This is a genomic window from Streptomyces sp. NPDC036822 (genome assembly GCF_055609145.1).
The window spans coordinates 73,793-87,370 of sequence record NZ_JBVJPY010000013.1 but is presented as its reverse complement, the minus strand read 5'-3'; the positions used below and the strand labels follow the sequence as shown (position 1 = coordinate 87,370).

The 13,578-nt window shown below is 71.4% G+C and carries 13 protein-coding genes; 4 read left to right on the top strand and 9 right to left on the bottom strand.

The features are described from left to right. Positions 1–273 precede the first annotated feature (273 nt). Positions 274–1,458 carry a hypothetical protein gene (locus ACZ68P_RS26385; RefSeq protein WP_471010314.1) on the bottom strand — a complete coding sequence of 395 codons (1,185 nt, stop codon included), beginning with the start codon at positions 1,456–1,458 and terminating at the stop codon, positions 274–276. Positions 1,459–1,693: 235 nt separating this feature from the next. Between ACZ68P_RS26385 and ACZ68P_RS26380 the strand changes: the two genes are divergently transcribed. After that, a complete protein-coding gene (locus ACZ68P_RS26380; protein WP_471010313.1) occupies positions 1,694–2,356 on the top strand; it encodes a LysE family translocator in 663 nt (220 codons plus the stop codon). A gap of 4 nt (positions 2,357–2,360) precedes the next feature. On the opposite strand, the gene ACZ68P_RS26375 is transcribed toward ACZ68P_RS26380, so the two are convergent. Beyond that, complete coding sequence (locus ACZ68P_RS26375) at positions 2,361–2,648, bottom strand: hypothetical protein (RefSeq protein WP_471010310.1); 288 nt, start codon at positions 2,646–2,648, stop codon at positions 2,361–2,363. Between the two features lie 142 nt (positions 2,649–2,790). After that, entirely contained in the window at positions 2,791–3,768 is a 978-nt protein-coding gene (locus tag ACZ68P_RS26370) for a LysR family transcriptional regulator (protein WP_471010308.1), read from the bottom strand. A gap of 98 nt (positions 3,769–3,866) precedes the next feature. Here ACZ68P_RS26370 and ACZ68P_RS26365 point away from each other — a divergent pair, with 98 nt between their 5' ends. After that, positions 3,867–4,232: a YybH family protein gene (locus tag ACZ68P_RS26365; protein WP_471010307.1), complete on the top strand. Its 366-nt coding sequence runs from the start codon at positions 3,867–3,869 to the stop codon at positions 4,230–4,232. A 116-nt stretch (positions 4,233–4,348) separates the two neighbouring features. Then, on the top strand, positions 4,349–4,933 hold the full coding sequence (locus tag ACZ68P_RS26360) for a DinB family protein (RefSeq protein WP_471010305.1): 585 nt from the start codon (positions 4,349–4,351) through the stop codon (positions 4,931–4,933). Positions 4,934–5,012: 79 nt separating this feature from the next. Here the strand turns inward: ACZ68P_RS26360 and ACZ68P_RS26355 are convergent, their stop codons facing one another. The 6 genes from ACZ68P_RS26355 to ACZ68P_RS26330 form a co-directional block, all read right to left on the bottom strand. Next, on the bottom strand, positions 5,013–5,978 hold the full coding sequence (locus ACZ68P_RS26355) for a hypothetical protein (RefSeq protein ID WP_471010302.1): 966 nt from the start codon (positions 5,976–5,978) through the stop codon (positions 5,013–5,015). 343 nt (positions 5,979–6,321) lie between these two features. Then, complete coding sequence (locus ACZ68P_RS26350) at positions 6,322–7,167, bottom strand: RNA polymerase sigma factor SigF (protein WP_471010300.1); 846 nt, start codon at positions 7,165–7,167, stop codon at positions 6,322–6,324. A 325-nt stretch (positions 7,168–7,492) separates the two neighbouring features. After that, entirely contained in the window at positions 7,493–7,948 is a 456-nt protein-coding gene (locus ACZ68P_RS26345) for a DUF6098 family protein (RefSeq protein WP_471010297.1), read from the bottom strand. A gap of 31 nt (positions 7,949–7,979) precedes the next feature. Then, positions 7,980–8,204, bottom strand: coding sequence for a DUF5133 domain-containing protein (locus ACZ68P_RS26340; RefSeq protein WP_471010295.1), 225 nt, complete (start codon positions 8,202–8,204; stop codon positions 7,980–7,982). A 606-nt stretch (positions 8,205–8,810) separates the two neighbouring features. Then, positions 8,811–9,737, bottom strand: coding sequence for a Rieske (2Fe-2S) protein (locus ACZ68P_RS26335; protein ID WP_471010553.1), 927 nt, complete (start codon positions 9,735–9,737; stop codon positions 8,811–8,813). Positions 9,738–10,051: 314 nt separating this feature from the next. Beyond that, positions 10,052–11,416 carry an APC family permease gene (locus tag ACZ68P_RS26330; RefSeq protein ID WP_471010293.1) on the bottom strand — a complete coding sequence of 455 codons (1,365 nt, stop codon included), beginning with the start codon at positions 11,414–11,416 and terminating at the stop codon, positions 10,052–10,054. Between the two features lie 356 nt (positions 11,417–11,772). Here ACZ68P_RS26330 and ACZ68P_RS26325 point away from each other — a divergent pair, with 356 nt between their 5' ends. Then, positions 11,773–13,284, top strand: coding sequence for a hypothetical protein (locus tag ACZ68P_RS26325; protein WP_471010291.1), 1,512 nt, complete (start codon positions 11,773–11,775; stop codon positions 13,282–13,284). The last annotated feature ends 294 nt before the right edge of the window (positions 13,285–13,578 follow it).

Below are 13,578 nucleotides of genomic sequence, written 5' to 3'. Positions count from 1 at the left end.
TCCTGTGGACGACTATGGGAGCGCTCCCACTCTTCAAGCCTTGTCGGATGACGGTCAAGATGCGTGCCGAGTCGAAGACGTTCGACTGGCCGGCCCGGCCTCTCCCCCAACCCGTCGGCGACGCGCCCCCCTTGCGCCCGCCGAGGCGACGAGCTCACCTCGGAACGCCTCGACACCGGCACCGGCTCCCCGGATCGCCGAGGGGCGGGGACCCGACGGGTCCCCGCCCCTGCGCGTGCTCGATGACGCGCTCCCGCCCGTCGGCGCCAGGACTCAGGCGCTGATCCGGCCGTGCACCACCACCGGCAGATAGCCGGCCAGGTGCGCCTCGGCGACCCGGATCTCGAACGCGACACCCCAGGTCCAGACGGGGACGACGAAGGAGCCGCCTTCCTTCCGGATCGGACCGTTCAGCGCGATGATGTGCTCGCCCTCGGGCTCCACCCGGCCCCAGATCGGGGCGGGAGGCGTCGCCGCCTTGGCGAAGGTGCGCTGGTGGACGTCGCGCTGCGCCAGCGCCCAGTCGTCGAAGCTGCGGACGAACCCGTACACGTACGGCTTGCCGCCCGCCAGTTCGGCGTTCACCGCGTCGACGGCGGCCTGCGGGCTGTCGGGCCTGACGCGGGTGACGGTGACGCTGGAGGCGCCGGCCACGTTCTGCAGCACCGTCCGCAGGCCGTCGGAGTCCAGGGCGAGGTCCCCCTGGTCACGGAAGGCCGACTCGCTGTTGCGGACGTCGACGGCGACCTGAAGGACACCCGTCGCGGTGCGCAGGATCCGCAGAACCCGTTCCCGGCCCCCGGCCTGGAAGACCAGCACCCAGTGACTTCCCGGCGTCTGCGGGTGGATCCGCAGGCTGCCCAGGTCCACGGTGAAGCCCGCGACCTGAGCGAGCCGCCACCCCTTCAGGTGCAGGTCGAAGGAAAGGCCGGGGTCCGCCGCCGCCGCGTCCAGCGCGGCCACGTGTTCGGCATCCAGGGTGAACACGTCGAGGAAGGCTTCCTTCGCGTTGAACAGCCGGGCGATCTCCTCGGACACCAGCGTCTGCGCCTCGTACGTCTTCGGGGAGCGGATCTTCAAGATCTTGCCGAGGCTCCGCGCCAGCACGAAGTCCAGGTTGAAGACCGGTACGTACGGGCGCGGGGTCGTCTGATTCACCTGGGCCGCCTTGTTGTCCCGCTGGACCGTACGCTGCCCCAGCAGGACGTCCCGGCCGGTGGCGATGCCGTTGAACGGCGTTCCGGAGTACACCGCTCGCAGGAGCTCGACGAAGCGCGCCCGGTCGTGCTGCAGGTAGCTGCGGACTATCGCGGTCAGGCCGCACGTGCCGTAGTACCCCTGGTTGACGGCGTCGGGCTGGTCGAGGAGCGTCTTGGCGCGCGCCTCGTCGGGCGGCTCGAACGACGGCTCGGCCGCCCTGAGCGCACCGACGGCCTGCCTCGCCTGGGCAATGTCCATACGATTCCCCCATTTCACCGCGTCGATCGCGTGTCGGAAGTCTCCGGCATCGCCGACAGGGGGTGAAGCGCGCTATCAGCTGAGATTTTGTCCGGTTCACCCCGTTGACGGAACGTGCGTGCGAAGAGCTCTCGGCAGCTGCGCACGGCCCGCGAACCGGCGTCGGTGCGGCGCGACGGGGTACGCGACCCATGGCACGGACGCCAGGGTGAGGACGGACGAACAAGGAGAGCCCATGTCGGTCGACCTCGTCGGATTCCTGGGCGTGGTGCTCGTGGCGTACGTCGTACCCGGCCCGGACTTCCTCGTGGTCGTGCGGGCGGCGGCCGAGGACCCTTCGAGGGGACGAGCCGCCGCATTGGGCGCGCAAGCAGGCCTGTGCGTACACATGCTGGCCGCTGCGGTCGGACTCGCGGTCGTGGCCGCCCGCTCCCCTGTGCTCTACGACGGCCTCAAGCTCATGGGCGCCGTCTACCTGGTTTACCTGGGGGTGCGGGCGGTACTCGCCGCCAGGCGGGCCGACCAGGAGCGGCGGCGCGAAGACGCGCGCCCGGCCGGCGGATCGGAAGGGCCCGGCAGGGCGGGCGGTCGCGCCCCGAATCGGGAGCGGTCCGGCTTCGCCGAGGGCCTGGTCACGAACGTCCTCAATCCGAAGGCCGCCCTCTTCTTCCTGAGCGTCCTGCCGCAGTTCGTCAACGGCAACGGTTCGCTGTGGCAGCCGATCCTCTTCCTCGGGATCCTGGACGTTCTCATCGGCGTCGTCTACTGGTTCGCCCTCGTCCTGATCGCCGCACGACTGCGGTCCTTGCTCGCCCGGCCGAAGATCCGTCACCGCTGGGAGCTCACCACCGGCTGGCTGTTCATCGCCATCGGCATCGGGCTCGCCACCGCCGCCTGACCTCTTACCTGACGGTCTTCTGTGCTCGACGAGACGGGCGGGGCGGCCCTGATGCGCCGTGGTCGGGCGACACGGGGGGCTCACCGGCGAGGCGCTCCAGGTGGGCGTCGCGGGCGTCCTCCCACAGAACACCGGTCTCCGGGGCCGGGTAACCGTTCGCCGCGATGTCCTCCAGTACCGAGGCGAGGACGTCGACCTTCGCGCGCTGCTCGGCCGCGTACGCACGGGCGGAGGCGGCGGCGTGCTCGTCGAGGGGCTGGCGGTCGGGCGCGGTGGCCGGCTGCTGGCTCATCCGGGACTCCTGGACTCTACGGACGTGTCCCCTCACGGTATCGCCCGGCTCCGGGGGCTGGGAGCGATCCAGGCGGACGGGGTCCGACGCCGGAGCCCTCCTTCCCTTGTGGGCGGCCGGAGGTCGAGACGGCCTGAAGGCGCTATCGCTCAGCGGGCTCGGGCGCGGGCTCGGGCTGAGGCTCGGGCTCGGGCTGAGGCTCGGGCTCGGGCTGAGGCTCGGGCTCGGGCTCGGGCTGAGGCTCGGGCGGGCTGAACGCCTCTCGGCTGTGGACGAGCAACTCGCGTACCGAGGGATTGCGCGTGCTCTTCCAGACCAGGGCGAGCTGCGCCGAGATGTCGACGTCGTCGATGGCGCGGGCCGTGAGCCGGTCACGGTAGCTCGCGGCCATCGAGGTGCTGAGGATGGCGACGCCGAGTCCGCGGGCGGCGAGTTCGGCGATGGCCTCCGCGGCGCTGGCTTGCAACGCGATCGCGGGCTGCAGGTCCTGTGCGGCGCAGGCACGGTCGAATACGGTGCGCAGGCCCGTGCCGGGAGGCATGCACACGATGGGGTGGGCGGCCAGGTCGCGCAGGGTGATCCGCCGCTGTTGCGCCAAGGGGTGTCCGGCCGGGACGGCGGCGACGAGCCGCTCGCTGACGATCGTCAGCGCGTCCAGCCCGTCGGGGTTCGTCGCGGCGCCGATGAGAGCCAGGTCGATGGTGCCGTCGCGCACTCCTTCGACGAGCCGGTCGGAGTTGTCCTCCAGCAGCGAGATCTCCACACCGGGATGCGCCCGGTGAAACGCCGCGAGGGCCTCGAAGAGCGGGGTGAGGGTGCAGCCTGTGACCATGCCGACCGTGACCTGACCCTGAATCAGGTCACTTACGTCCCCCACCGCTTGGCCGACCGCGCCGGCGGCGGCGAGTGCCGCGCGGGCGTGTTCGAGCGCGGCCTTCCCCGCGACGGTGAGGGTGGCGGTGCGCGCCGACCGGTCGAACAGCTCGGCACCGAGTTCGCGTTCCAACCGGCGGATCTGGGCGCTGACGCCGGACTGGCTGATGTGCACGCGCTCGGCCGCCCGCGTGAAGTTCCGCTCCTCGGCGACGGCGACGAAGTATTCCAGCTGCCTCAGCTCCATGACCAGAGATTCTAGCTTCCATGAATTCCATCTGTTGGACTTCTGTCGAGCAGGCGACCAGGCTGGGGAGTGCCGAAGACGGACGCCAGGAGGAATCCATGACCGCGTACGAAAAGGCCCTGAGGCCCGAAGACATCACGCGCCTGTTCGTCGAGCGGTCCAACGCCGGCGACGCGGCGGGGGTCGCCGCGCTCTACGAAGAGGATGCGGTGGTGGCGTACCCGCCCGGACGGCTGACGGTGGGGCGGGAGGCGATCCGGTCGCTGTGGGAGAAGGTGCTGGCCAACCGCCCCCACTTCGAACCGGAACAACCCTTGCCGACGCTGATCAGCGGCGACATCGCCCTCACCTCGACCCCGCCGAAGGACGGTACCGGCGCCCGGGCCCAGGTTGTCCGGCGTCAGCCCGACGGAAGCTGGCTGCGCCTGCTCGACCAGCCCGAGTTCACCCCGCCCGTCCGCTGAACCCTCCACGCTCCCCGAGGGCGGCCACGGCCATGCCCGGCCTCGGCTCTGTCAGCCGTCGCGGGCCCCGTACGGGATCTTGAGACCGTGAGCAGCCCATGGCAGGCTCGTGCCGCATGATCGATGAGTTCGCGAAGGACAACCTGCACGGGAGACTGCGGCGGGACCGCGAGGCGCTGCTGTGGAAACTCGACGGCTTGTCCGAATACGACGCCCGCCGACCTTTGACAGCGTCCGGGACCAACCTCCTCGGCCTGGTCAAGCACGTGGCCGCCGTCGAGGCGCGCTACTTCGGCGAGGTCTTCGACCGCCCTTCCCCGGAACCGCTGCCCCGGTGGCAGGACCACGACGGCAGCGATCTGTGGGCGGCCGAGGACGAGACGCGCGATCAGATCATCGGCTTCTACCGGCGCACGTGGGAACACTCGGACGCGACGATCGACGCGCTTCCCCTCGACGCCTCGGGCCACGTGCCGTGGTGGCCCGAGCCTCATCGCGACACGAACCTGTTCGCCATCCTGGTCCATGTCCTCGGCGAGTCCATCCGGCATGCCGGGCACGCCGACATCCTGCGCGAGGGCCTCGACGGCCGGACCGGGCTGCGCCCCGAACACGAGCAGCGGATCGACGAGGAAGCCCGTGCGGCCTACTGCGCGAAGATCGAGCAGGCGGCGAGGTCGGCCGCACCGATCAGGGCTTAGCAGCGGCTCTGCCTGACGGCGTCTGCCGCCGGTGTCGCCGCCACGCATCGCCGCTTCAGGGGCTGGGCCGAGGCCACTGCTAGTAGGAGAAGGCCACGCCGTGCGTCGCCGCGATCGTGCCGCTGGCGTATCCGTCGTGGATGTTGAGCGGGTTGCCGTCGACGTTGCGTACCTTCAGCGTCATGCGGATCTGGGTGCAGCCGCCGAGCTGGGACCGGGTCAGGCGGAGGGTGTTGGTCACCGTCTGGTGGTGCTTGGCGTTGGTGATGTTCCACTGCGCCACGGGGCTCTTGATCGGTCCGCCACACAGCGCGCCGTCCGGGTTCCGGGGCTGCGCCTCGGCCCAGGTCTCGGCGTTCGTGTAGGTGTAGGCGTCGGTGCCACCCGGGCAGATTCCGGAGCCCGCCGCGCAGGTCGACAGCGCCGCGTCCTGGTACACGACGACGTTCTCGCCTCCGGCCGGGGTGTTGGTGGAGCCGCTGGTGGAGACCGTGGTGCCGCGTTCGACCACGGTGCCGCTGCCGTCGAGCAGTGTCCAGCGGGACATCGCGGAGTAGGTGGCTCTGGCCAGTTCGGCGCCGGCCGGGACGCGCATGGTGACGCTGCGGCCGTTGGTGATGATGGAGGAGTACGAGACGATGGACAGCCGGCAGGTGTAGCTGCCGTCGGCCGGGGCGATGAAGAGCCACCGGAGCCCGGCGGTCAGCGAGGTCTCGCGCGGCGGCACGCGGTTCGCCGCCCAGTAGGCGCCGGCCTCGGTCCCGGTGGGCAGCGCGGTGCCGTCGGCGTTGCGGCAGCGGATGGCGAAGGTGTTGCCGATGTTGTCACCGGACGAAAGCGCGGAGACGGGCTCCGCGGAGAAGTATCGGGACCACAGGAACGACCTCTCCCCGGCCGCCGCGTCGAACGTGATGTCCGTACCCGGCACGTCCTTGTAGGTGTCGGCCTTCAGGGTCGCCTGGTACTCGAAGTCCACGGACGCGGCGCCGGCCGGCGGTGCACCGAGCACGGAGCCGCCGAGTGCCAGGACGAGCGCGCCGGCCACCGCCGCCACCGTCCGGCCCACTCCGGCGAAGCCCCCGACTCCCCGGCTTCCTCCGGCTTCCCTGCATGTCAGCCTCATCGACTCCCCCTCGTGCCGCGTTTCCCAGCGCCCCCTTGGCAAGGGGCGATCGGGCGACACAGTGCCACAGGGTGGTCGGAGGCGGTCACCCGGGGCCACCAGGCGCGCTTCCGGTCACGGAGCGGAGGAGGAGCGCGGCACGGGCGTGGGCCGCGTACGTCCGCTCGGGCTCGGGGGCCGCGCGGCCGGCCGCCGCCGAGGTGACGCGAGCGTCCCAGGGCGGCAGCCGGCCGAAGAGCAGGCCCGGCAGGGCGGCTTGCCGCTGTCAGCGGGTGGTGAGCATGCCGTCGCGGAGTCGGGCGAGGGTACGCGAGAGCAGCCGGGAGACGTGCATCTGGGAGAGGCCCAGGCGCTCACCGATCTGGCTCTGGGTGAGTTCCTCGACGAACCGCATGTGGATGATCTGCCGGTCGCGTTCGCCGAGTTCGGCGATCAGCGGGGCCAGGGCGTGGAAGTCCTCCACGAGTTCCAGCGCCGTGTCCGGGGCGCCGATGAAGTCCTGCAGCGCGGCTTCGCCGTCCTCGCTGCCGTTGATCGTGGCATCCAGGGAGGACGAGTTGTATCCGTTGGCGGCCACGCGGGCCTCGCGGATCTCCTCCTCGGGCAGGCTCATCAGTTCCGACAGTTCCTTGACCGTCGGGGTGCGGCCGAGTCGGCTGCGCAGTTCCTCGGTGGCACGGGCGAGCTGGACGCGGGCTTCCTGCAGCCGCCGGGGGACATGCACAGCCCAGCTGGTGTCTCGGAAGAACCGCTTGATCTCGCCGACGATGTAGGGGACGGCGAAGGAGGTGAACTCCACCTCCCGGGTCAGCTCGAAGCGGTCGATCGCCTTGATCAGTCCGATCATGCCGACCTGGACGATGTCCTCCATCTCCTCCGGCCCCCGGCTGCGGAAGCGGCCGGCCGCGAAGCGGACCAGGGACATGTTCATCTCGATCAGCGTGTTGCGCGCGTACTGGTACTCGGTTGTGCCCTCCTCCAGCACCGCCAGTTCCCGGAAGAAGAGCTTCGACAGTTCGCGGGCGTCCCTCGGCGCCACCCCGGAAGGGTCGGCGACCTCCGGCAGCTCGACCGTCCGAGTCTTCGCCGTCACCATGCTCGTGAGTGCCATGTCGTCCCTCCCAGTTGAAACCCGCCGCCGGCAGTCGGCCGGAGTAGCAGCCGACGACGAAGCGCCTGCCCCGACATCGCCCATCCACGCACGCGTTTTTACGCATCAGCGCCGGAGCGGCTGAGTGTGCCGGTACGGAATGACGTCTCTCCCCTCCTGGCGACGCGGGCCCCTCCGCGACCGCGCGAGCGAACATTTCCCGGCCGGAGGGCGGCCCTCCGCCGGTGAGGTCAACAGCTCAGCGGTCAGCGGTCAGCGGTCAGCGGAGCGTCGGGCGCTTTCGCCGCCCGGCGGCGCTGCTGCCCGTCGCCGGGAAACGCGCGCCTCACCTCGTACGGTGGTGGCCGGTGCTGTCGCGGTCCAGAGGGCCCCAGCGTCCGGGCTGGTGCTCGATGATGTCGACGGCTTCGGCGATCGCATCGTCGCCGATCCAGGCGAGCGGCTCCACGTCCGCGACGAGCGGCTCGTTGTCCGGGCCTCGGCCCACCTCCCTGCCACGCAGTACCCAGGGCCGGGTATCGGGATCCTTGACCCTGGGCAGGTGGCAGTAGTCGTACAAACGTCGGGCGATCCACACGTGCGCCGGTCGTCGCCCCCACCACTCCTCGACGCCCAGCGCGCTGGCCGAAAGTCCCGGCAACCGGACGCCCGTCAGATCGTCCGTGCTGAAGAGGCTCGCGAGGTCCGGCTCCGGACCCCGCGACCAACGCACGTACAGGTCGTGGCGGTCGGCGACCAGCCGGGAGAGATCCTCCAGGCTGTCGAGACTGGGCAAGGGCATGATGTGCATCGGTTCCCGTGCGTGGTACTGGTCAGCCGGCAAGCGCGAAGTCCCCACCCGGGAGAGCGGACAGTCGACCGCGGGCGGCGGCCAGGGCGGCGTCGATGTCGCGGGTGCCGGTGGACACGCACAGGGTGTAGGTGACGTCCTCCATGCGCCGGCGCGCCTCGGCGGAGCCGCCCTCGGCGTGCAGGATCCGCAGCGTCTCGTACCGCTCGACGAGATCTTTCAGCACCGCGGGATGCGCCATCAACATCGGACTTCTCCTTTGCTCCGAACAGAGGACACTCAGACGCGCGCGTGCCCCGAACCGCGCGGTTCAAGCGGGCAGCCCGGGGCCGGCGAGGGGGTTGCGTGCAGTCGGTGGACAGGGCCTCCAGCAGATCGCCGGCCTTCGCGTCAGGCCGACGCCCGCGCCACGCCGACCGGGCGACCATGCCGCCGGGCCGACCACGTCGTGTCCGTCACCTGCGCTGCTACGGGGTGGCGAACGGCAGACCTGCCGACCGGGAAGGCATGGAGTCCGAGGCCGAACGGGCCCCACGGGGCCATCCTCCGCCGGTACGCGGGCGATCGCCAGCGCACACGCCCGACCGGCCGCTCCTTGTCCCCCGTACGACGGAACGAGGCGCGAAGCACCGCTACGGCGACGCGCGCGTACGTACGGCTCTCAGGAGCAGCGTTCGGAGGTACGCCCGGCCCCCTACCCCGGAGCAGCAGAGCCGGGCTCTCCCGCCCTGGTGTGCTGAACGCCTGACGCGTCCCGGCCCGAGCCCGGCTCCTTGCTGAAGTCGGTCGCCACGATCGAGCAGCCGAACTCGATGTCTCTCACCGCGCTCTCAGTGCTGCGCGGACATGATGGTCATGCGGTGGTCACTGGCTCTGTGGGGGCCAGGTCCGGTGCGCTCAGGCGTGCCTCGACGCGGCCGCCGATGACGCGTGTCTCGAAGGACGGCTGCGCCGCGGTGGCGGGTCCTCGTACGTTCCAGCCGTCGGCCAGACGGAACACGCTGCCGTGCCAGGGGCACCGCACACAACCGTCGGTGACCGTGCCCTCCGACAGGGGGCCGCCCATGTGCGCACACGAGTCGGCGAGGACGTGTACCTGTTCGCCGCTCTCCCGCACCACGACGACGGCGATGTCGTCCACCTCGCGTCGGACCGGCCGCCCGACGGGGAAGTCGGCGACGGCACCGATCTCGTGCCACCCCGGCCGCACCCGATCGGGTACCGCTTCCGCGTGGTTGGCACCCGACGCCTGCCGGTAGGCGAGGTGGCCGCCGATCGCCCCTCCGACGGCCACGGAGAACAGCCCCGCGAAGCCCAGCATCTTGCCCCGGACGGCCCTGCCCCGCGCCCGCTCGGTGAACGACGCCGCGTACAGACCGACCGCCGTGATGTTCATGGCCGCGTGCACGAGTCCGACCCGCATCTGCCGCCGGCGCAGCTCCGCCCAGTCCACCCACCCGGAGACGGCCGCCGGAGCGGCGGCGGCGAGCCCCACCCCCACCAGCACGTGCGCCGCCCTGCGCTGTCCGGGGAGGAGGTCGAGCACCGCCGCGGAGACCCAGGTGCCGATCGGCACCTGGACGAGCAGGGGGTGGACGGGATGCCCGAGCCACCGGCCGTGCAGGACGTCCCTTCCTTCCCCGAGCGGGAGCGCGCGCACCGCGTCCCTGACACGGTGCGCGACCCCGTCCAGCACGGCGGCGCGCTCCAGGCGGTCCATGCCCCGCAGGACGCGGCCCGGGCCGGACGCCGACGGCAGGACGCTCCTGACGGCGCGCATTCCGGTGCTGTCGGTGCGGGCACGGCGTTCGGGCTGCGGCGATGCGTTCATGGGAAAGCAGGTAACCGCTTCGACACGTCCGGAAACCGGACATTCCGGCCACCGGGTCAGTGGGGCTTCTCGGCGGGCCGGCACCGGCACGCGCGTGGGCGGTGCGGGCGAGGTGGATTCCCCGCCTTGGGCCGCCGTGCCGGGGCCCGCCTCACCGAACCGGTGACGGACAAGGCATCGCGGGGCCCCCGGCACCCCGTTCGGACGAACGAGGCCCCCATCGGACGGCGACGGACGCGGGTCTCCGGCTCCCCCCTCCGGCCTCAGACGCGGGACGCGGGCGGCTCGGCGGACGCGGGCGGCTCGGCCGGCGCGGGTGCGTGCCGACGCCGCCACAGGGTGAAGGCACCGAGGGCGCCACCCACGGCCAGCAGCGCCAGGCCTCGCCACCACACCGGTGCCTCCACCTGGGTCGCCAGCGCGACGCAGGACAGCGCGCCGAGGACGGGGACGACCCTGGGCGCCCGGAAGTGGCCGGCACCCGCCGTGCCGTCGCGTCGCAGTACGAGGACGGCCAGGTTCACGACGAAGAAGACGACCAGCAGGAGCAGCACCAGCGTGCCGGCCAGGACGTCGATCCCGCCGCTCGTCGCGAGCAGCGCGGAGAGCGCCGTGGTGACGGCGATCGCCGCCCAGGGTGTGCGCCGGCCGGGAAGGACGCGGGCCAGGAAGCCCGGCAGCAGGCCTTCCCGGCTCATCCCGTAGGCGAGCCGCGAGGTCATGATCCCCGTCAGGAGGGCACCGTTGGCCACCGCCACCAGCGCGATCAGGGCGAACAGCTGTACCGGTACGTGCCCGGCGGCCCGGACGATCTCGAGGAGGGGGCCGTCGGACGCGGCGAGCGTCCCGGTCGGCACGGCCGCGGAGGCGGCGGCCCCGACGGCCGCGTACAGCGCACCCGCCGTCAGCAGTGCGCCGAACAGGGCGCGGGGGTAGGACCGGCCGGGGTCGCGCGTCTCCTCGGCCACGTTCACGGAGGTCTCGAACCCCACGAAAGAGTAGTAGGCGATGACGGCACCGCTCAGCACGGCGGCCACGGGCGCCTCCGACGCCGTGCCGAGCTGCGTCAGCCGACCGACGTCCCCGTCGCCTCGTACGGTGATCCACACGCCGAGTCCGACGATGATCAGGAGTCCGCTCGCCTCGACCAGCGTGGCGACGGTGTTGGCGCGGGTCGACTCCCGGATGCCGCGGGCGTTGAGCAGGGCCAGCAGGGCGAGGAAGGCGACGGCGACCAGCACGAGCGGCAGGGAGACGAACGCCTTGAGGTAGTCGCCCGCGAAGCCGCGCGCCAGCGCCGCGACCGAGACGATGCCGGCGGCCAGCATGCAGTATCCGGTGAAGAACCCGACCGCCGGGCCGAAGGCGCGCGTGGCGTAGTGCGAGGCGCCTCCCGCCCGGGGGTACTTCGTCGCCAGCTCCGCGTACGAGGCGGCCGTGAGGAGTGCGAGCAGCAGGGCCACGGTGAGGGGCACCCACACGGCGCCGCCCGATGCGGCCGCGACTTCGCCGATCAGCACGTAGACCCCGGCGCCGAGAACGTCGCCGAGGATGAAGAAGTACAGCAGCCGGGTGGTGAGGACCTTGCGGAGCGGGGCCTCGGGCGCGGAGATGGGGGGCAATCTCATGTTCTCTGTTTCTCGGGTCGGGGCCAGGGGTCTCGGGGCCTGGGCCGGGGCGGCGTCGGCAGGGGGCGCCGAGCGGGCCGACGGTGTCCGAGTCGACGGGTGCCCCCGATCTGCGCCCCTCATGCCCCCGGCGTGGGCCGACCAGCGGCGCCGCGGATACCGACCGCGTTGCCCCCGGAGGCATTCGGCCGCCCGCCCTGGCCGGAGGCGGGAGAGGGAGAAGCGCTCAACGACGGTCGGGCCGATGACGGAGGGGGGTTCCGGCATGACGAACGACGCCGGCGATCTTTGCGCGCTTCTGCGGCAGCCCCGTAACGTACGCCGTTTCGTTCCCGCCCTTGAAGCGAGGTAAGAGGATGAGACAGACAGGGCGCCGCCTGGCGGTGCTGTGTTCCGCACTGTTCGCGATGATGGCCATGACACCCGCCCAGGCCCAGGCCGTGGAAGCCCGCCCGGTGCCCGTCACGGCAGGTGACAAGTACGCGCTCAAGTCCGTGGGCGCCGGCGGCCTGTTCGTGTCGGTGGAGGTCTCGGCCACCGGCGGTGGGGAAGCCATGCTGCGCGCCCGCAAGGCCGCCGCCACGCTCGAAGAGCTGGGCTCCTGGGAGAAGTTCACCCTGCACACCGACGACAAGGGCTACAGCACCACCCTGCGCGCGGAGGCGAACGGGAACTACGTCACGACCGAACGCAGTTACACGGGCACCTACCAGAACCTGCTCCGCGCCCGGGGCGCCACCGTCGGCGACTGGCAGAAGATCCAGCTCGAGAAGCAGGCGGACGGTACGTACGCCTTGAGGGCCGCCACGAACGACGGCTACAAGTACGTGACCGCCGAGGTGCAGGACCCCGGAAGCGACGCGGGGTTGCTGCGCGCTCGGGGTGACTCCGTCGGGTCGTGGCAGAAGTTCCAGCTCGTCCACCTGGGCGAGGAGAACGCCAGTGACGCGGGCGGGCGCCCCAGCCCCGTCTCCCCCGCTCCGGCCGCCGACTTCCGTGTGATGTCGTGGAACGTCTGCGCCAATCACAACTCCGCCTGCGCGAACCACCGGGTCGAAGGGGCTTCCCTGGCCTCCCGGATCACCGAGCGGATGGGCACCACGACCGAGGCGCGTCAGTACCGTGCCGTGTTCCTCCAGGAGATATGCGAGTCGCACGCCAAGGCCATCGAGACGTTGCTGGAGCAGAAGACGGGGACCGGATGGGACGTACGTTTCGCCCCCATCGAGTACACCGTCGACAAGTCCTCGGTGAAGGCCGCGAAGACCTGCGACAACGCCGGTTCGACGTCATCCGGCTGGAGGGACCGCGGCTCCTACGGCATCGGGCTCGCGGTGCCGGACTCGAACGTCTGGTACCACTCCTACGACCTGCCGTCGCCGCAGAACAAGACCATCGGCACCGAGTGGGTGCGCATGGAGCAGCGCACCGCGCTCTGCGCCGTTCTCCCGGCGGAGGCCCTGCAGTTCTGCACGGCCCACTTCAGCGCCGGCCTGCCGACGGACGACGCGGACGGATCGAAGCGCCGGGAGCAGGCCGCGGAGTTCCAGAAGATCGTCCACTCGTACACCATGCCCGGCTACCGGACCGTGTACGGCGGTGACCTCAACTCCATCCCGCCGGACTCCGCCTCGACGGACACCCCCAACGACCTCATGACGTCCGCCTACGCGGCGGACGAGGAGTGTGACGAGGGTCTGTCGCGCGCCCGTCCGCGTGACGGCCGGGCCACGAAGCCGCTGGCCACCCGCAGCATCAAGATCGACTATCTGTTCGGTCCGTCGACCGGGACCGTCGTCTCGTGCGACGTGACGGCCGACGCGGGCGAGTCGGACCACTACCCGATCAAGGCGCAGTTCCGCTTCTGAGCAGGTCGATACGGAGAACCCCGGGGCCGGGACGGGCGCCCGAACCCGGGTGCCCGTGCCGGACGGGGCCCCGGCCGCCTCCCGTCGCCCGCCGACGCGTGGGGGCCCTTGCGGACTTCCGGACTTCGCGTCGGGAGATGCGCTGGTCCACCGCCGGCTGAACACATCGTCCCGGAGACGGCGCCCCTCTCGTTCCGCTGTCCCAGCCCGGCGCGCGGCGCCATGAGCCTGGACTTCCGGTCCGGCCCCGCGAGAAGGCTTGACCTCAACCGAGGTTCAGGTTGGAAGCTTCTG